This window comes from Metabacillus niabensis, assembly GCF_020524345.1.
GTDB lineage: Bacteria > Bacillota > Bacilli > Bacillales > Bacillaceae > Metabacillus > Metabacillus niabensis_B.
On the sequence record NZ_JAIVLH010000022.1, the window covers coordinates 1 to 17,175 of the forward strand.

The following is a 17,175-nucleotide window of genomic DNA, read 5'->3' on the forward strand; positions in this document are numbered from 1 at the left end:
GAAAAAGAACGTCGGAAAGCCGTATGAGGGAAAACTTCACGTACGGTTTGATGAGGGGGAGCTGAAAGTAAAGAGGTAGCCGAAAGGCTACCCCTAGAAATCAGTTCTCTACTCTACAACTTGGGCTTGTTTTTACAATTTCCCATAATTCGTACATATTTATCCCATACTTGTCTCTTATAGTAGATAGCAGAGGGATGAAGGTTAACAATAACTAAGATTGAGGAGAATTTGATGATTGAAAAAATATTTGCAAGTAAAAAAACATTAGCTATTCTAGCAGTCCTAATAATAGCAGCTATTGCTGTTTTTATCTTTTTATCAACTCGCAGCGATGTTGTCGCTAAGGTTGGTAGTGAATCACTGACAAAGGACGATTTATATACATTTTTTGTTGAACAAAACGGTGAAGCGGCTTTAGATACACTTATTACAAAAAACCTGATTAATCAAGAGGTGGAAAAAGAGAAGGTAACCGTTTCAAGTAAGGAAATAGACGCAGAGCTGCAAGAGTTGATTGACTCTTATGGTGGAGAAGAAACATTTGAACAACAATTAACAGCAAGTGGATTAACACAGGATGATATTAAAGAAGATATTGAAGTTAATCTTAAAATTGAAAAACTCTTAGAACCTCAAATCGAAATTACTGAAGAAGAAATGCAAACGTATTTCGATGAAAACAAAGACTCTTTTGCACAAACGAAGCAGGTAAAAGCAAGTCACATCCTAGTTGAGGATGAAGAAACAGCAAAAGAAGTAAAAGAGAAACTTGATAATGGAGAAGACTTTGCTAAGCTGGCAAAAGAGTATTCAACAGACACAGCTTCAGCTGAATCAGGTGGAGATTTAGGGTTCTTTGGTGAAGGAAGTATGGTGGCTGAATTTGAAGAAGCGGCCTTCTCAATGAAAGTAGATGAAATAAGTGATCCGGTTAAAACGGAACATGGTTATCATATTATTAAAGTAACCGACACTCAAGAAGCCGCAGAAGCAAACTTTGAAAAGAGTAAAGAAGAAATAAAAGGAATTTTACTAGACGAGAAAATGACAACTGAATATCCAACATGGTTAGAGGAAAAACAAAAAGAATATGATGTTAAGAACTACCTATCAGAAGAATAAAGGAGCCCCGGTGGCTCTTTTTTGTTATGGCTTAAATATAAACAATGATATAATAATAGATAAAATCTGAATTTTCATATTTTTAAACAAAGGGGAGAAGCGTTGATGAGTAATCATACTATTGAAAAAGGATATTTTGGTGAGTTTGGTGGTAGTTTTGTTCCGGATGATTTAAAAAATGTTTTAACCATACTAGATGAAAACTTTGAAAAATATAAAAACGACCCTGAGTTTATTCAAGAGTTTCAATACTATATGAAAGAATATATTGGGCGGGAAAACCCACTTACATATGCGGAAAATCTCTCGAAGCAAGTAGGTGGAGCCAAAATATATTTAAAACGTGAAGATTTAAACCATACAGGGGCACATAAAATTAACAATGCAATCGGACAAATATTATTAGCAAAGCGAATGGGAGCAACAAGAATTATTGCAGAAACTGGTGCCGGCCAGCATGGAGTTGCAACAGCAACTGCTTGTGCGATCGTTGGTGGTATGGATTGCACGATCTATATGGGAAAATTAGATACTGAACGACAAGCATTGAATGTATTTCGTATGGAGCTTTTAGGGGCAAAGGTAGTGTCAGTCGATAAGGGGCAAGGTAGATTAAAAGATGCGGTAGATGCAGCCTTAAATGATTTAGTTCAAAACTATGAAAATACCTTTTATCTTTTAGGCTCTGCCGTTGGGCCACATCCTTTCCCAACAATGGTCAAGCATTTTCAATCCATCATTAGTGAAGAATCGAAAAAGCAGATCATAGAGAAGGAAGGAAAGCTGCCGGCAGCAGTCATTGCTTGTGCAGGTGGAGGCAGTAATGCTATCGGGGCATTTGCTCATTATATTGATGAACAAGCAGTACGATTAATTGGAGTAGAACCTGCGGAAGCTCCTTCATTAACTGAAGGGAAACCCGCTGTTATTCACGGTTTTAAATGCTTAACATTGCTTGACGAAAACGGAGAACCAAAGCCTACTTATTCGATTGCAGCAGGACTGGATTACCCGGGGATTGGACCTGAACATAGCTATTTGAAAACAACAAACAGGGCTGAATATGTAACAGTAACAGGCGAGGAAGCTTTAGAAGCATTTCAAATTTTGTCAAAAGTAGAAGGCATTATTCCGGCACTTGAAAGTTCACATGCCGTTGCGTATGCAATGAAGCTGGCAAAACAACTAGGATCAGAAGACTCAATTATCGTAAATCTTTCAGGGCGCGGAGATAAGGATGTTGAACAGGTTTACAATATGTTGAAAAAGTGAAAAATTGTTAAACAAAAAAAGGGTTCGAATCATCGAATCCTTTTTCTGCTGGACCTTATTTGTTACGGTTTTATCCCCAATGTGAACCCCACTTTTTCATTTCTTTAATCATAGGATGAAGAGAATGGCCTTTTTCTGTCAATGTATATTCCACGGTAACAGGTACTGTTGCAAATGTTTCTCTAGTTAAGACCTGATGATTTTCTAAATGGCGAAGAGTATCTGTTAATGCCTTTGGACTAATTTTCGGTATAGCCCGTTGTAATTCACCAAATCGTTTTGTGCCATCAAAAAGCTGTTTAATGACAAGAAAAGACCATTTTCCACCAATAATATTCAGTGCTTTTTCAATCGAACATTCAATATGTAGTTCATTTACTTTTTCCATAGTACCCCCTTATAGTTACTATAAAAAGTATAGTAGATTACTTGTTTTTAATTATATCAACAAAATTTCAGTACTTGTATACAATCTTCAAAAAATTTATAATTTAAAAATGTAAACGTTTTCTATTAATTCATACATTATAAAGGGGATGGGGTTGAATGAAGTATAGACGACTTGGAAGATCGGGGCTTAAAGTAAGTGAAGTTAGCTTGGGAAGCTGGCTCACATATGGAGCTTCTACGGAAAATGATAAAGCGATAAAAACAATTGAAACAGCATATGATTTAGGAATTAATTCTTTTGATACAGCGAATGTTTATGCCAAAGGGGAATCTGAAAAAGTAGTTGGTGAGGCTTTAGGGAAGTATCGTCGTGATTCATACGTGTTGGCTACTAAGGTGTTTTGGCCGATGGGTGAAGGACCGAATGATCGGGGTCTATCAAGAAAGCATGTATTTGAGCAACTGCATGCAAGTTTAAATAGATTAAAAACAGATTATGTGGATATTTATTACTGTCACCGTTATGACCCAGAAACACCTGTTGATGAAACATTACGCACAATTGATGATTTGGTACGTCAAGGAAAAATTTTATATGCCGGTGTGAGTGAATGGACAGCACAGCAAATTCAAGAAGCGATTGGAACAGCTGATAAATATTTATTGGATCGAATTGTCGTTAACCAACCTAATTACAGTATGTTACATCGTTATATTGAGGATGAAGTTTTGCCGGTTAGTGAGCAACATGGAATTAGTCAAATTGTTTTCTCTCCATTAGCTCAAGGATTATTAACTGGGAAATATAGTTTAAGTAATCGTGCTCCTGAAGGAAGTCGTGCTACTGATCCGAAATCGAACATGCATATGAACAGGCTTTTAACAGATGAGGTTTTATCAAAGGTAGAAAAATTAGATGGGATTGCGAAGGAATTAAATATTAGTTTGTCACAATTAGCAATTGCGTGGATACTTCGTTTACCTGGTATTGCAAGTACTCTTGTAGGGGCAACTAAACCTGAACAAATCATAGAAAATGCAAAAGGGTCTGATGTGACATTACCAGGTGGTGTTCTTTCACAAATCGAAGAAATTTTAAAATAAGGATGTGAACGAATGAAAAAAATCGTCGTAACCGGTGGGAGCGGATTACTAGGATCATCCGTTATAAAGGAATTTCTTAATAATGGATATGAAGTCGTAAATGCAGATAGAACATATCCAACAGAACCTATATGTAAAACGGTCTTAGTAGATTTGCAAAATTTAGGAGAAGTGTATGGTGTATTAGCTGGAGCAGATGCTGTGGTTCATTTAGCAGCAATTCCAGTCGCATACTCACATCCTAATGAAGTAACATTTAAAAACAATGTGATGTCTACTTATAATGTATTGGAAGCAGCCGGAACATTGGGAGTCAAAAAAGCGGTCATTGCCTCAAGTGAGTCCTCATATGGTTTGGTGTTTCCGCTAAAAGAGCTTTCACCACAATATGTACCACTTGATGAAGATCATCCACAATTACCGGAAGATAGCTACGGGTTATCTAAAATTGTAAATGAACAAACAGCTGATATGATTCATCGAAGAACAGGCCTCCAAGTTGTTTCATTGAGACTTGGAAATATTATTGCTCCTCATATGTATAACAACTTTCCAAGTTTTATACATGATCCTGAACAACGAAAGGTGATTATGTGGAGTTATATTGATGCAAGGGATGCAGCAACCGCTTTCCGACTAGCAATTGAAGCAGAAGGGCTAGGTTCAGTTGCTCTTAATATTGCTGCAGATGAAACGAGCGTTAATATCGAAAGTCATCAGTTGATGGAAACTGTTTATCCTGATGCAGAAATTAGAAGACCACTACAGGGGTATGAAACTTTGTTTTCAAATGAAAAGGCAAAGAAACTATTAAATTGGCAACCTAAGCATAGATGGCGTGATTATGTGGAAGTTGAAAACTAATATTAAATTGACCTAGCTTAAAGCTAGGTTTTTTTAGTGGATGTGCGCTGAATATGTCGATGATAGTTTTCCATAAAAGGTAAAAGATTTTCCTGGATTTTTGAAAAATTTCCGGCTTTTTCGGGCTGTAACCATTACTTGCAAAAAATATTAACAAAAACAATTTGCTATCCTCTTTCATTGTATATTAAACTGTGTATGGACAATTGTAGTGATAAAAAAAAGCTACATAAAGAGAGGAATCGATAAATGTTACATGAATTTTCAATATATGTACCTTCTAATGAGATCAATGAAGTGACTGATTTGCTTAATGCAGCAGGTATTTACAATCTATACTATGAATCACCTATTGAAATTATTAAGGTACAAAATGGCTATGGGTATGAGGAAAAAGAAGATCAGCTTGTTGAACTGAAAATTTATGCAAGTGATCAGGAGGTAGACCATCTACCGGAAGCATACTACCCTTTATTAGAAGCAACTCTTTCCATTTCTAGAGATGACATTACATATAAAACATACGATGAAACAAATTGGGAGCAATCCTATGAGTTTGAGGACATTGATTTAGGAAATGGATGGATCATAAAGTATCCTAGCTCAGAACAGGAATACGATGACAAGCATGTATTGAAATTTGATCCTCTTGCGGCATTTGGTACAGGTCTACATGAAACAACACAAGGATGCTTACGTATGGTTCTTAATAAGGAACTTACGGGTAAATCCGTTCTTGATCTTGGTACAGGCTCTGGTATGCTTGCAATTGCGGCATCTTTAAAAGGAGCAGATAAAGTTGTTGCAGTTGATTATGAGGAGGTTGCACGTGAACTTTACCATAATGCGGAGCTAAATGACTTAACAAATGATCTTCAGGTTGTTCAAGCGGATTTAATCACAGGAGATTATGAGATTAATGAATACTATGATTTAATCTTGATAAATATCGGAGCGAATGAAACGATAAGCATTATTGAAAGACATAATCTTCTTAAAAATAGTGATGACTTTTTTATATCAGGGCTTGTGGAATGGCATCTTGATGACTTAAACAATGTATTCGCTAAAGGTGGCTTCTCTATTGAAGAAAAATCACAAACAAATGAATGGGTTTCCATCCATTTTAAAAGAGATTAATACAATTTTTTCACAAATCATAGTTAATTAAACCATAGTAGTTATGATATGATAGAGTATATTTCAATGTGTAAAGGAGTTAATTATGGAAAAAGTACTTGTTTTTGGTCACAAAAATCCTGATACAGATACAATCTGTTCTGCGATTGCATACGCTGAGTTGAAAAATAAAATCGGACAAAACGCTGAACCTGTACGTTTAGGGGAAGTAAGTGGTGAAACTCAATACGCACTTGATTTCTTCAAAAAAGATGCTCCACGTTTAGTAGAGAAAGTAGCCGGAGAAGCAGGCGAAGTTATTTTAGTTGACCATAATGAGCGTCAACAGAGTGCTGACGATATCGATGAAGTTCGTGTTCTTGAAGTAATTGATCATCACCGCATTGCAAATTTTGAAACAAGTGATCCTTTGTACTATCGTGCTGAACCAGTTGGTTGTACGGCAACAATTTTAAATAAGCTTTACAAAGAACATGGTGTAGAAATTGAAAAAGAAACTGCAGGATTAATGCTTTCAGCCATTATTTCTGACTCTTTATTATTCAAATCTCCAACATGCACTCAAGAAGACATCGATGCAGCTAAAGAATTAGCTGAAATAGCTGGTGTTGATGCAAATGTTTATGGCTTAGACATGTTAAAAGCCGGTGCTGATTTAAGTGATAAATCAGTTGAGCAATTAATCTCATTAGATGCAAAAGAATTCCAAATGGGTTCTAGCAAAGTCGAAATTGCACAAGTAAATGCTGTTGATACAAACGACGTTCTTGCAAATAAAGCAGATATTGAAGCAGCACTTAACAATGTTGTGTCAGAAAAAGGCTTAGACCTATTCTTATTTGTTGTAACGGATATTTTAACAAATGATTCAGTTGCTGTTGCAATCGGTCAACAAGCAAGCAAAGTAGAGCAGGCATTTAATGTGGCATTAGATAATAATCAAGCGACATTACAAGGTGTTGTATCACGTAAAAAGCAAATTGTTCCTGTCTTAACAGAAGCATTTAGTAAATAATAATGTCAGAGCCACATTTCAATAAACTTGGAATGTGGCTTTTTATTGAGAAAAAATCTGTTGCCATATAGATGTAAAAAAGTTCAGCACATTAGAAATTGAACTTTTGAGGATAGCATAATATAGTTGAATTGACCAATTGGTTTTGAGTGGAGGTTTCGTTTTGACAAGAGGGCAAGATCAAAAGGAAAAGATATTACTTGCAGCAAGTCAAGTATTTGGGAAAAAAGGATTTTATGATACAAAAATGATCGAAGTTGCTGAACTGGCTGGCGTATCAAAGGGCACCATTTACTTATATTATTCTTCAAAGGATGAGTTATATATTGAGACACATGTGCATAGATTTCGTGGTTATCTTAAAATGATTGAAGAAAAGGTATCCAGATTTTCAACTTTGAAGGAAAAACTAATTTGTATTGCTGAGGAGCAGTTAGCTGTTTTTTATAATGATCGCCATACTCCGAATAAATACTTACAAGCTTACAACAATGACCCAAAAATGATTCAAAGTTTACACGAATTTCTCGATCACTACCATGAATATGTGACATCTGTTATGGAAGAAGAAAACATTGAAAATGCAAGTGAGCATGCTAAAGCATTTATAGGTATGCTTGAAAATTATAAACGTGATATTTTCTTTGATCAACATTATGATTACTCAAATCTGTTAAAAACTGTTTTATTTGTAGTTGATCTCTTTATAAACGGGTGTAAAAGGAACGTTCCTTAATGAAAAAGAAGTTCCTTCTGCTTCAATAGTACCCATTGGTCAGTGTGTGATCCGGTTTAATAGAGGGATATCGGTATGGTTGTCTAATTTCTTAGTACCCATTGGTCATATGTGCAAAAATAATATAAAGGAAAAGAGGAGAGTACTTTATGTTTGATACATTCATAAAACGCCCTAAGATTACGATAACTTTTTTACTATTATTAATTATTATCGGTGCATTAACTGCGTTACAATTACCGAAGCGGGAAATTCCTGAGGTCTCGGTAAATGTGAGCACAATTACGACAGTTTACCCCGGGGCAAATCCAGAATTAGTTGAAAGAACGGTAACCAATCCGCTAGAAGAAGAGCTTGAAGGTATCAAAGGTATAAGTGAAATGACATCTGTTTCAGGATCAGGCATTTCTAATATTGTCCTTGAATTGGATGATAAGGAAGACCGTAATCAAATTTTGTCCGAGGTAAGGCAAGGTGTTGCTGATGTGAGTAAATCACTTCCCGAGAATGTCATGATACCTGAGGTAAATTCAGATATTTCAGCAGGAACTCTCTCCTCCTATCATTTAATAAGTGATGATAGGCAACTTTTACAAAGTCAAACAGAGCTAATGATGGGTTGGAAAAAGGAGTTAGAAGAAATTGAGGGTGTTCGTAAGGTATCATTCAAAGGACTTCCTGAGGAACAGTATGAACTAATACTCGACTCTGATCAAATGAAAGAAATGGGAATTATTTTTCCAGACATTACAGAGGCAATCAACAATGAATTAAATATAACTCCATTAGGTAGTCAAGAACTGGAAGAAGGAAAAAAGCAGTTATTAATCGATCATATCAATACAATTGAAGAGGTTGAAAAAGTCTTTATTAAGGTAGATGAGGAGGGGAATGAAATTCTTGTTGGTGATATAGGTGTGTTAAAGCTTGTGCCAAAAGAAAAGCCGAACCTTGTTACCTTTCAAGATACTTCTGCCATTTCAATGACAATTCATCAAGAACCAGGTGTTGATATCCCTTCACTTCATAAAATGGTTGATGAAAAGGTAATGGAGCTTGCTAAAGATTTACCTAGTGGAATCGAGTTAGACGATTATTATACCCAAGATACAATTGTCGGGAAGATCTTTAATGACCTAGGCTTATCATTTTTAATATCCATTATTGTCGTTATATTGGTTAGTGTGTTAGGGCTAAGTGCAAATTCAGCCTTAATTGTTGCAATTGCTATCCCGACGTCCATTCTACTGGGATTAATCCCACTTCCTTATCTGGATGTAGACTTGAATCAGATCTCAATTATAGGCATGATTATAGCACTTGGAATTTTAGTAGATGACGGAATTGTCATTAGCGATAATATTAGAAGAAGGTACAATCTAGGTGATCGTCCATTGGAGGGAGCTTTACGAGGAGCAAAAGAGGTAAGAGTCTCTATTATTACGTCAACGCTTGCAGTTGTATTTACATTTCTTCCACTAACATTTATTGGAGGATCTAATGGAGCCTTCATTAGATCTTTACCAACAGTACTTATAACAGCAATCATTGGATCAACAATCATTGCATTAACATTAGTTCCTATCTTCTTAGTTTGGAGACAGAAACAAACTGAAAAAAAACCTGTGAAAGCTAAACAAAGAGAAGGATTATTAGATAAACCATTACATTCAATTGCTGCCTGGTATAGCGAAAAGATTTTGAAGAAAATTGTTAGATTTCCACTGCGAATTGGCTTTCTTGTTCTAGCTTTCTGTACATTAGTATATGGATTAGTTCCATTTATCCCTGTAGTCTTTTTTCCAAGTGCAGATCGGGAAGAAGTAACTGTTTCAGTCACTTTACCTCCTGAAAAAACGTTAGAACAAACAGAAATATATTTATCTAATATGAAAACATATTTGGAGAAAGAAGATTCAACCATTTATGAAGTTACTACGTTTGTTGGTACAGGAGAACCTGGTTTATTTGGGAGTGTTATGTCGAATCCAGGAGAAAATAGCGGTCAATTGGTTCTTAGGGTAGACAAAGAATCTCAATCTGCTGAAGAAACCATTGAAAAGTGGGAGGATACATTAAGAGATAAATATTCTGATGCGATTATTTCCATGTCCACAATTGAAGCAGGACCACCTGTTGGTGCGCCAATTGCCATAAAAGTCTCCGGAGACCAGTTGCAAGAGCTGGTGGATACTGTAAATAATATGAAAGAAGATCTTTCAAAGATTGAAGGCAATGGTGCCGTGATCGATGATGTGGGAAAATCACGTCCGACTGTTGTCTACACACCGAATCGAGAGGAAATGCAAAAACATGGAATTTCAACAAATGAAATTAGCCAGCAAATTCGCTTATTAACGGATGGTGTTCCGATGGGGTCATACGATGATGGGACACAAAGCAGAGACTTTTCGATAAGAATAGCTGGTGTAGAACAAGGTAAGGATATGAATCTTGAAGAGATAGAATTACCTTCAAAAGTCACTGCCTTACAGGGTCCACCTGAGCTTGTTCCATTATCAAACTTGATTACTGTAAATGAAGGGGAAGAGATTCAGTTTATTCCTCATAATGATGGCAAACGTACAGTTACAATTAGAACGTATCCAAATGAAGATCAAAAATCAGAGGTTGAAAAAGAAATCAACCAACTTGCGGAAGAGTATAAGTCTGGATCTATTGATGTTTCAGTTGGTGGTGAATCCTCTGCCCGAACCGACTTTTTCATAGAGGTTGGTAAGTTGTTTATTATTGTCGTGTTTCTGATTTATATACTAATGGTTGTTCAGTTTAATTCATTAAGAATTCCACTATTAATCATGAGTACAGTTTATTTGGCTATTTCTGGAGCAGTTATTGGGCTGTTTATTACTCAGACAGGATTAGGCTTTATGGCAATGATGGGAATTGTCTCACTAGCTGGAATTGTTGTAAGAAATGCAACAGTTTTTATTGAGTTTATGGACCAAAGACTTAAAGAAGGGGCAGATTTAATAGATGCAGTTATTGAGTCAGGAGAGGCAAGGTTAAGACCTGTTCTATTAACAGCTGTGACATCGATGGGAGCACTCATTCCGGTTGCATTAAGTGGTGATGTTTTATTCACCCCACTAGCAATCTCTATTATTTCCGGGATTTTCTTTTCAACTATTTTCACATTACTATTCGTTCCTGCTTTTTATACTGTGATCAAGAGAAAAAAGGTTGAAGAGAAAATGGTAGCTGAATAAGGATTATAGGTTCTACTACAATCAGGCGTGACATTCCCGCCTGGTTTTATAGATGAGTGATGAAGAACAAAAGGGAAGAGAATGATAGTAGGAATGTTCTTCATGCCGGTGATGAAGGACAAAAGGGAAGAGAGAACAAACAGAAACGTCCTTCATAGTGATATGAAGGACGTTTTTTTCATACCTAACTAGAGTTTATATTTCTCTTTCAATGACTCCGGAGCCAATTTAATCATCCAATCCAGCACAAATGTCGCAATCACAACATCATCCACAATTCCTAAAAATGAAATATAATCAGGAATTAAATCAAATGGGAAGAAAGCGTATGTGAGAATGAGTAAAGTTCCCAATATCTTTTTGTGAGATTCTACTTGTTCGGAGAAGAAGAACTCCTTTAAAAACGGAAGGAATCTCCAGAAAGTAATGATAAACTTAAGTCTCTTTAATCGTTTCATCAATATTAATCACCCCTTTATGGTTTGAACGATAAGCTTTGGATCGTAGTAACAAGACTTTGATGGAATCTTGGGGGATTTTTCACCTCTAACGTAAGTGAGGCAACAAGCTTTGTTTCGAAAATCGTTAATAGCACTATCCCTATATAGTGAGACTTCCATCAGTGGAGTTATCTCCATCCCCACTGATGGTTAGCGAGACTTATCGGACCTTTACGGGCAGTTATCTCCCAACTTATTTTTTTTGCTTCAAGAATCTTCGTTAGGAGTTTTACTGCCCGTTAAGGTGGGGAAAATAGAGATTTTATATGCCTATGTGTCAATGCAAATCATTTCTCCTTGTTTATAAAATATGAAGAAGAAATGGATTTTCTACATCTTTCATCGCCCTTTCAAATTTAATAATCTTATATGACCTTAATGATATCCTGGTCTCTACTTTCAACACCTTCATTAAAAGTAAGCCGGGTTTTAAATCGATATGAAATACGATCAGTTGAAGCTGGGATATCTTCTGGTAATTTAAAGGTGAATGATACCTTGCTATCTTCTTCAGGATTAATAAGCTTTGATGATAAGATCGTCGCTGTATCAATGACTTTCTCTATATCTGTATTACTATCAATTAAAACAAGATCACTATCAATCCTTTTTAATTGTTGCTCAATTGTACCACCTTTAAGGTGGAAAAAACCTTTAATTAAATCACCGCGTTTATATGTGTCTTTTGGTAGAATTAGGTCAATCACAGCTGAACCAACACCTAAAAGGGACATATATTTCCTCAGTAACATTATTTATCTCCTCCAATATATTCGCTTTGTTTGACATATTTTTGTTCAAGGCGTTTTTCAATTTTATCTAGTTGATCTTTATCATTAAGAAGCTCTTCTTTGTTTTTCTTAATTAATTCTTCCATTGATAGTTTTTTTACCAATATAGTGATCTCCTTTATTCGTTATCCTATAGGTATAAAAGAAAAACCTTTACCGTCATGGTAAAGGTTTATTTAGAAAACATAAAAGACCTTTACCAAAAATAGTAAAGGTCTTGCTAACAACGTTAAGGTTGCCAACGAAGCCGAGAGCGATTCACTCTGTAATGACGACTTTGTTGTAAAAGCTACTCCCCTTTAGGAGAACGACTTATTTAATTAAGTTAATCTTAAAGTATTTAACTGTTATCGTCAATTGTTTTAATGTTACAGTTTTGTTACGATTTTAAGGTCATTTGACCTTAATTGTTTGTAATGCTTCAATCATTTTTGGAGTGATCCCTTCTGACTCCTCTTTGTTTAAATAATGAATCGTCATACGCATCCAAACACCATCTACTTTTTTCATGACAATATTCACTTGGGTTTTACTTGAGGTTCCATGCAGAAAAAATTCAGCATCTTGATAGAATGGGTGTGAACTTGTTCTAGTTGGATATTCGGTTATCTTATAATCCTTTAAGTATGCCCTTGAGTTTTCCTTTATCTCATTCATATTGGCATTTGCATCCAACACTTCAATTCTGGAAAAATATTCACCATTTTTGTCATAACTTATTATAAAACGTCTAGGTTCTTCAGCATCAAAGCTGTACCCTTCTATAGGAGAAGCACTGATCATGATTTCAGATGCTTGGTAATTCCTTGGAGTGAAGGATGTTGTCCCTGCTTGAGCGACATTTAGAATTTGACCGACTTTAATCAAATCAGAGGTTAAATAGTTGATGGTTTTTAATTCTTTCACTGTTAAACCATACTTGTTTGCAATACTGTATAAGGTGTCACCTTTTTTTACTGTAACAGTTGTAGGAATGATGAGCTTATCTCCTGCATAAATTGTATTTGAAGAAAGTTGGTTAAGGAATTTTAATTGTTGTACAGTAGTGTTATATTTACTGGCAAAACTGTAGAGTGTATCACCTTTGTTGATGGTAATCATAGTTGGGATGGTTAATGTGTTACCAGGATAAATGAGTGAGGAAGAGAGGTTGTTAAGTTGTTTTAATTGCGGTACTGTCATATCGTTTTTTTCAGCAATACGATAAAGTGTATCACCCTTTTTTATCGTATAATGTGTTGAAGCTTCTGCACCGGAAATACCCCACATACCCGTTAATCCCAATGTTAAAGCTGCTAATTGTATGATACCTTTCGTTGTCTTCATTTTAATCCCCCAATATTTATTCTATATACGGATGAGTGGAAGAGTGAGGTCAATTTACATGTTCTTTTCAAGATGCCGTACTTAGTACATTAGACGAAATGAATGCTCATATCGTTTCAAATGGATGAGCCTAATTTTTGTGGACTTTAAATATGATGAAAATTGGAGCTTTTTGTTGATTATTTTTGAGTCTTTTCAAGAGACTTTTGGGTTCTAGCCGTTTATAATAAAGCATATAATCATTTTTACTTATAGATGATTGAAAACGATCATTGGTTGAAACACTTTATATTCGTTTCACACAAACCTATTTTAATAGAAAGGTGTGTCATAGAATGGAAGCTAATATAAAAAATCCGATTACTGTTGACTCAACAATATCATTAAAAGGAATTGTAAAAGCAATCTTTGATAATACCGTTCATATCCAGATTGGCGGGAAAATCATTACGATGCCAGTTGCAGATTTTAACCTATTAAAAGGGGAAACAAATAGTCAATCAAACTAAATGATTTCTTAATATAACGCAGCGAATGGTCTGAACCATAAACGCTGCGTTTTTCTGTTTTCTACCTATTGCTGGAAGTATCTCTTTATCTTTTAAACAGGTAAGAAAGTATAATAAAATTTTGTACTTAGTGGAGGTGTCTAGTGCAAGCGCCTAGCCCTTCGAGGTCATAAGGCAATTTGGAATTAAAGGCAAAGAACGCCTTATATTCCAAAGCGCATTATTTGCCCGAGGCAAATCAAGGCGCTTGCGCTTTTCTTATTTAAACCAACCTTTTTCTTTGGACTGGCTAATAGCTTCGATTCTATTTTTTACATTGAGCTTTTCTAAAATCGTTGAAATATAGTTTCGCACAGTGCCTGATTTAATGCTAAGTTGATCTGCAATTTCTTTTGTGTTCATTCCTTCAGCGACTAAGCCAAGTACCTCTTTTTCACGTTCAGTTAGAGGGTTTTCTTCGCTATACAGATCATCCATTAACTCAGGAGCATAAATTCGTTTTCCGGCCATAATACTACGGATTGAATTGGCTAATTCTTCACTTGGACTATCTTTTAAAAGATACCCTTTTACACCTGCTTTTAATGCACGTTGAAAATAGCCGGACCTGGAGAACGTTGTAAGGATAATGACTTTACAATTTTTCTCCTTTAAATGTTCTGCCGCCTCTAGACCAGTCATGCCCGGCATCTCAATATCCATAATACAAATGTCCGGATCAAATTCTTCAACAAGAGTGAGTGCTTCTTTTCCATTACCAGCTTTCCCTACGACTTCCATGTCTTCTTCTAAATTAAGTAAAGAACCTAAGGCTCCTAAAAGCATTTGTTGATCTTCAGCAATGATAATACGAATCATAAGTATCCTCCTAATCTGCTTGTTTGACGACATGTGGAACGGTTATGTGGAGTGATGTACCGTTATCTGTCAAAATGCTAAGGTATCCATTAACAAATTCGAGACGTTCTCTCATGCCTGCTAATCCGTTTCCTTTGGTAAAATCAGTGGATGTATTACCAATTCCATCATCACTTATTTTTAATATAATTTCAGTTTGGGTTTGTTCTAATGAAATATAGCATGTTGATGCCTGACTATGTCTCACAACATTTGTAACAGCTTCCTTTAAGCACATGCTTAAAATGTTTTCTGTTAGTAAGGGTACATTTTTTGTTACCGATATATTCTCATCACAAACTAATTTAATCTGCGCAGCATTTAAAATTTGTTTTACATGTGTCATTTCTTCTTTTAATCGAATCCCGCGCATTTGTGAGACCATATTTCTAACCTCATTTAATGCTGTCCGTGCAGTTTGTTGAATGTCCTTCATTTCGTTTTTTGCTTGTTCAGGGTCTTTATGGATAATTTTCCGAGCCAAATCACTTTTTAGTCCGATCATCGACAGTTTTTGTCCTAATGTATCATGAAGATCACGAGCTATTCTTTGACGCTCCTCTAGAATGACTAATTCGGAAATTCGTTTGTTGGCATCCTCTAATTTTTCTTGAAGATTGTCACGTACTTTTCGATTGTAAATACTAAAAGGCAAGAAGATCACACTAAGGGAGCTTATTAGAACAAAGGGTAATTGTCTTAATAGTAATTCCTCATGTAGAACAATACTAAAGTTTATGGCTACAGCTGTTGCAACTAAGTGAATAATATAAAGCGTCAAAAAGTGTACACGGATCTTTATATTTCCAATAAAATATGCAATATAAAAGGAAAAGTAGAAATAATTAAATAAGTACGTAGAAGTAAAGGAAATTCCAATGAGAATCAGTGTGAAAGCATAAACCCTCCAACTCTTGGAGAGAAAAGCATAACGAAACGTGATAAAAAACATAATTGTCAGAATAATACCAGTAATTATTTCAGCTGTAGAAGATGATTGAAAAATGAAATAAAAAGGTAAAATGCTTAAAAAAGCCCATATATATGGAGAAATGCCATTACTTATTTGAAAAATTCTCTTCATTTTTTGAACCCACTTTAAAGATTGATTTTAGTGATATTTTATCATATACATTTTTTCCATGCTTTAAGAGGATGACAACTTAGGTCTTACTATCCAAATGAATCAGGATTGTAATGCGCTAAGAGTCATCCTCTTTAGGTTAATTATTTTGGTAACTTCTTAATGCGTTAAAGCCTACAAAGCGTTTGTTATGTGCATCCCATAACTTAAATTTTAGTGATTGTAAGCTGGTAGCCAACGTGATCGTAGGGACATTTTGTAATGGCTCTGTACGATTATGAACTTCCTCAAGCTTATAATTTGGTACTCTAGGGCTTAAATGATGGACATGGTGATACCCGATATTGCCTGATAACCATTGTAAAAGTTTTGGAAGCTTATAGTACGAGCTGCCTTCAACAGCTGCTAATACATATTCCCATTCCTCATTTTCTTCATAATATGAATCTTCAAATGTATGTTGGACATAAAAGAGCCATATACCGAGTGAGCCTGAAACCATAAAGATCGGGATTTGTACTAAAAGAAAAGGGACTGTCCCAAGTGCCCAGCAGAGGAAAATGATTAGAGCTACTGCTGAAACATTTGTTAAATACGTATTCAGGCGTTCATTTTTTCTAGCACCTTTTTTATTAAAGCGGTTTTTAATTAAAAATTGATAAATTGGCCCAAGACCAAACATCACAAACGGATTTCTGTAAAGTCTGTAGCCTATTTTACGCCAAGTTGAGGAAGCGAGATATTCATCGATTGTTAGTACCCATATATCGCCTGTCCCTCGTTTGTCAAGGTTACCACTTGTTGCATGATGGATCGAGTGATCATGCTGCCATTGACTATATGGAAATAATGTTAAGATGCCAGTAATCGTTCCCAGCACTTTGTTAGCAGTTCTATTTTTAAAGAATGAGTAGTGACAACAGTCATGGAAAATGATGAAAATCCGTACTAGGAATCCTCCCGCAATGACCGTAAACGCAAAGGTAAGGAGGTAAGATATCGTTAAACTTTGATACGCAAGTGTCCAAAGAATAAAAAACGGGCCCAGTGTTGTAATAAGTTGCCAAATGCTAGCTTTTGTATTTGATTTTTCATAGGGAGCAACTTGCTTTCTTAAATTTCTTTGCAATTCTTTACTCATCTTTTTAATTCCCTTCATTGTTTGTACCTTAATTATATCGAGAAGAAATAA

17 protein-coding genes are annotated in these 17,175 nt (G+C 35.5%); 9 read left to right on the forward strand and 8 right to left on the reverse strand.

Going from position 1 to position 17,175, the window contains the following annotated elements; translation table 11 throughout:
• The first annotated feature begins 234 nt into the window (after positions 1–234).
• Both LC095_RS20770 and trpB read left to right on the forward strand, forming a co-directional pair.
• Positions 235–1,125, forward strand: coding sequence for a peptidylprolyl isomerase (locus LC095_RS20770; RefSeq protein WP_226529991.1), 891 nt, complete (start codon positions 235–237; stop codon positions 1,123–1,125).
• 105 nt (positions 1,126–1,230) lie between these two features.
• Positions 1,231–2,397, forward strand: coding sequence for a tryptophan synthase subunit beta (gene trpB, locus LC095_RS20775; RefSeq protein ID WP_226529992.1), 1,167 nt, complete (start codon positions 1,231–1,233; stop codon positions 2,395–2,397).
• Positions 2,398–2,467: 70 nt separating this feature from the next.
• Here the strand turns inward: trpB and LC095_RS20780 are convergent, their stop codons facing one another.
• Positions 2,468–2,785 (reverse strand): winged helix-turn-helix transcriptional regulator, encoded by a 318-nt coding sequence (locus LC095_RS20780; protein WP_078432946.1) that lies wholly within the window; start codon positions 2,783–2,785, stop codon positions 2,468–2,470.
• A 158-nt stretch (positions 2,786–2,943) separates the two neighbouring features.
• Here LC095_RS20780 and LC095_RS20785 point away from each other — a divergent pair, with 158 nt between their 5' ends.
• From LC095_RS20785 to LC095_RS20810, 6 genes are all read left to right on the forward strand, one after another.
• A complete protein-coding gene (locus LC095_RS20785) occupies positions 2,944–3,891 on the forward strand; it encodes an aldo/keto reductase family protein (protein WP_226529993.1) in 948 nt (315 codons plus the stop codon).
• A 12-nt stretch (positions 3,892–3,903) separates the two neighbouring features.
• A complete protein-coding gene (locus tag LC095_RS20790) occupies positions 3,904–4,755 on the forward strand; it encodes an NAD-dependent epimerase/dehydratase family protein (protein ID WP_226529994.1) in 852 nt (283 codons plus the stop codon).
• Between the two features lie 249 nt (positions 4,756–5,004).
• A complete protein-coding gene (locus tag LC095_RS20795) occupies positions 5,005–5,895 on the forward strand; it encodes a 50S ribosomal protein L11 methyltransferase (protein ID WP_226529995.1) in 891 nt (296 codons plus the stop codon).
• A gap of 85 nt (positions 5,896–5,980) precedes the next feature.
• Entirely contained in the window at positions 5,981–6,910 is a 930-nt protein-coding gene (locus LC095_RS20800) for a manganese-dependent inorganic pyrophosphatase (RefSeq protein ID WP_226529996.1), read from the forward strand.
• 163 nt (positions 6,911–7,073) lie between these two features.
• Positions 7,074–7,646 (forward strand): TetR/AcrR family transcriptional regulator, encoded by a 573-nt coding sequence (locus tag LC095_RS20805; protein ID WP_226529997.1) that lies wholly within the window; start codon positions 7,074–7,076, stop codon positions 7,644–7,646.
• Positions 7,647–7,795: 149 nt separating this feature from the next.
• Positions 7,796–10,876, forward strand: a complete 3,081-nt coding sequence (locus tag LC095_RS20810) for an efflux RND transporter permease subunit (RefSeq protein ID WP_226529998.1) — start codon at positions 7,796–7,798, stop codon at positions 10,874–10,876.
• A 188-nt stretch (positions 10,877–11,064) separates the two neighbouring features.
• Here the strand turns inward: LC095_RS20810 and LC095_RS20815 are convergent, their stop codons facing one another.
• From LC095_RS20815 to LC095_RS20830, 4 genes are all read right to left on the reverse strand, one after another.
• Positions 11,065–11,334, reverse strand: coding sequence for a YkvA family protein (locus LC095_RS20815; protein WP_226529999.1), 270 nt, complete (start codon positions 11,332–11,334; stop codon positions 11,065–11,067).
• 407 nt (positions 11,335–11,741) lie between these two features.
• The gene (locus LC095_RS20820; protein ID WP_226530000.1) at positions 11,742–12,128 is read right to left on the reverse strand and encodes a sporulation protein; all 387 of its coding nucleotides are present in this window, start codon (positions 12,126–12,128) and stop codon (positions 11,742–11,744) included.
• Entirely contained in the window at positions 12,128–12,271 is a 144-nt protein-coding gene (locus tag LC095_RS20825; RefSeq protein ID WP_253958147.1) for an FbpB family small basic protein, read from the reverse strand. The genes LC095_RS20820 and LC095_RS20825 overlap by 1 nt, the downstream gene beginning before the upstream one ends.
• Positions 12,272–12,560: 289 nt before the next feature.
• Positions 12,561–13,493, reverse strand: a complete 933-nt coding sequence (locus tag LC095_RS20830) for a LysM peptidoglycan-binding domain-containing protein (RefSeq protein WP_226530001.1) — start codon at positions 13,491–13,493, stop codon at positions 12,561–12,563.
• A 335-nt stretch (positions 13,494–13,828) separates the two neighbouring features.
• On the opposite strand from LC095_RS20830, the gene LC095_RS20835 reads away from it, so the two are divergent.
• Positions 13,829–14,002 (forward strand): hypothetical protein, encoded by a 174-nt coding sequence (locus LC095_RS20835; RefSeq protein WP_169908222.1) that lies wholly within the window; start codon positions 13,829–13,831, stop codon positions 14,000–14,002.
• 258 nt (positions 14,003–14,260) lie between these two features.
• Here LC095_RS20835 and LC095_RS20840 read toward each other — a convergent pair whose 3' ends face one another.
• From LC095_RS20840 to LC095_RS20850, 3 genes are all read right to left on the reverse strand, one after another.
• Positions 14,261–14,860, reverse strand: coding sequence for a response regulator transcription factor (locus LC095_RS20840; protein WP_226530002.1), 600 nt, complete (start codon positions 14,858–14,860; stop codon positions 14,261–14,263).
• 10 nt (positions 14,861–14,870) lie between these two features.
• Positions 14,871–15,983: a sensor histidine kinase gene (locus LC095_RS20845; RefSeq protein WP_226530003.1), complete on the reverse strand. Its 1,113-nt coding sequence runs from the start codon at positions 15,981–15,983 to the stop codon at positions 14,871–14,873.
• A gap of 139 nt (positions 15,984–16,122) precedes the next feature.
• The gene (locus LC095_RS20850; RefSeq protein WP_226530004.1) at positions 16,123–17,124 is read right to left on the reverse strand and encodes a fatty acid desaturase; all 1,002 of its coding nucleotides are present in this window, start codon (positions 17,122–17,124) and stop codon (positions 16,123–16,125) included.
• Positions 17,125–17,175 lie beyond the last annotated feature (51 nt).

What these genes read in the sequence shown, in the direction of transcription:
- LC095_RS20770 (WP_226529991.1), top strand. Translation starts at nt 235, where the DNA reads ATGATTGAAAAAATATTTGCAAGTAAAAAAACATTAGCTATTCTAGCA.
- trpB (WP_226529992.1), top strand. Translation starts at nt 1,231, where the DNA reads ATGAGTAATCATACTATTGAAAAAGGATATTTTGGTGAGTTTGGTGGT.
- LC095_RS20780 (WP_078432946.1), bottom strand. Translation starts at nt 2,785, where the DNA reads ATGGAAAAAGTAAATGAACTACATATTGAATGTTCGATTGAAAAAGCA.
- LC095_RS20785 (WP_226529993.1), top strand. Translation starts at nt 2,944, where the DNA reads ATGAAGTATAGACGACTTGGAAGATCGGGGCTTAAAGTAAGTGAAGTT.
- LC095_RS20790 (WP_226529994.1), top strand. Translation starts at nt 3,904, where the DNA reads ATGAAAAAAATCGTCGTAACCGGTGGGAGCGGATTACTAGGATCATCC.
- LC095_RS20795 (WP_226529995.1), top strand. Translation starts at nt 5,005, where the DNA reads ATGTTACATGAATTTTCAATATATGTACCTTCTAATGAGATCAATGAA.
- LC095_RS20800 (WP_226529996.1), top strand. Translation starts at nt 5,981, where the DNA reads ATGGAAAAAGTACTTGTTTTTGGTCACAAAAATCCTGATACAGATACA.
- LC095_RS20810 (WP_226529998.1), top strand. Translation starts at nt 7,796, where the DNA reads ATGTTTGATACATTCATAAAACGCCCTAAGATTACGATAACTTTTTTA.
- LC095_RS20815 (WP_226529999.1), bottom strand. Translation starts at nt 11,334, where the DNA reads ATGAAACGATTAAAGAGACTTAAGTTTATCATTACTTTCTGGAGATTC.
- LC095_RS20820 (WP_226530000.1), bottom strand. Translation starts at nt 12,128, where the DNA reads ATGTTACTGAGGAAATATATGTCCCTTTTAGGTGTTGGTTCAGCTGTG.
- LC095_RS20830 (WP_226530001.1), bottom strand. Translation starts at nt 13,493, where the DNA reads ATGAAGACAACGAAAGGTATCATACAATTAGCAGCTTTAACATTGGGA.
- LC095_RS20835 (WP_169908222.1), top strand. Translation starts at nt 13,829, where the DNA reads ATGGAAGCTAATATAAAAAATCCGATTACTGTTGACTCAACAATATCA.
- LC095_RS20840 (WP_226530002.1), bottom strand. Translation starts at nt 14,860, where the DNA reads ATGATTCGTATTATCATTGCTGAAGATCAACAAATGCTTTTAGGAGCC.
- LC095_RS20845 (WP_226530003.1), bottom strand. Translation starts at nt 15,983, where the DNA reads ATGAAGAGAATTTTTCAAATAAGTAATGGCATTTCTCCATATATATGG.
- LC095_RS20850 (WP_226530004.1), bottom strand. Translation starts at nt 17,124, where the DNA reads ATGAGTAAAGAATTGCAAAGAAATTTAAGAAAGCAAGTTGCTCCCTAT.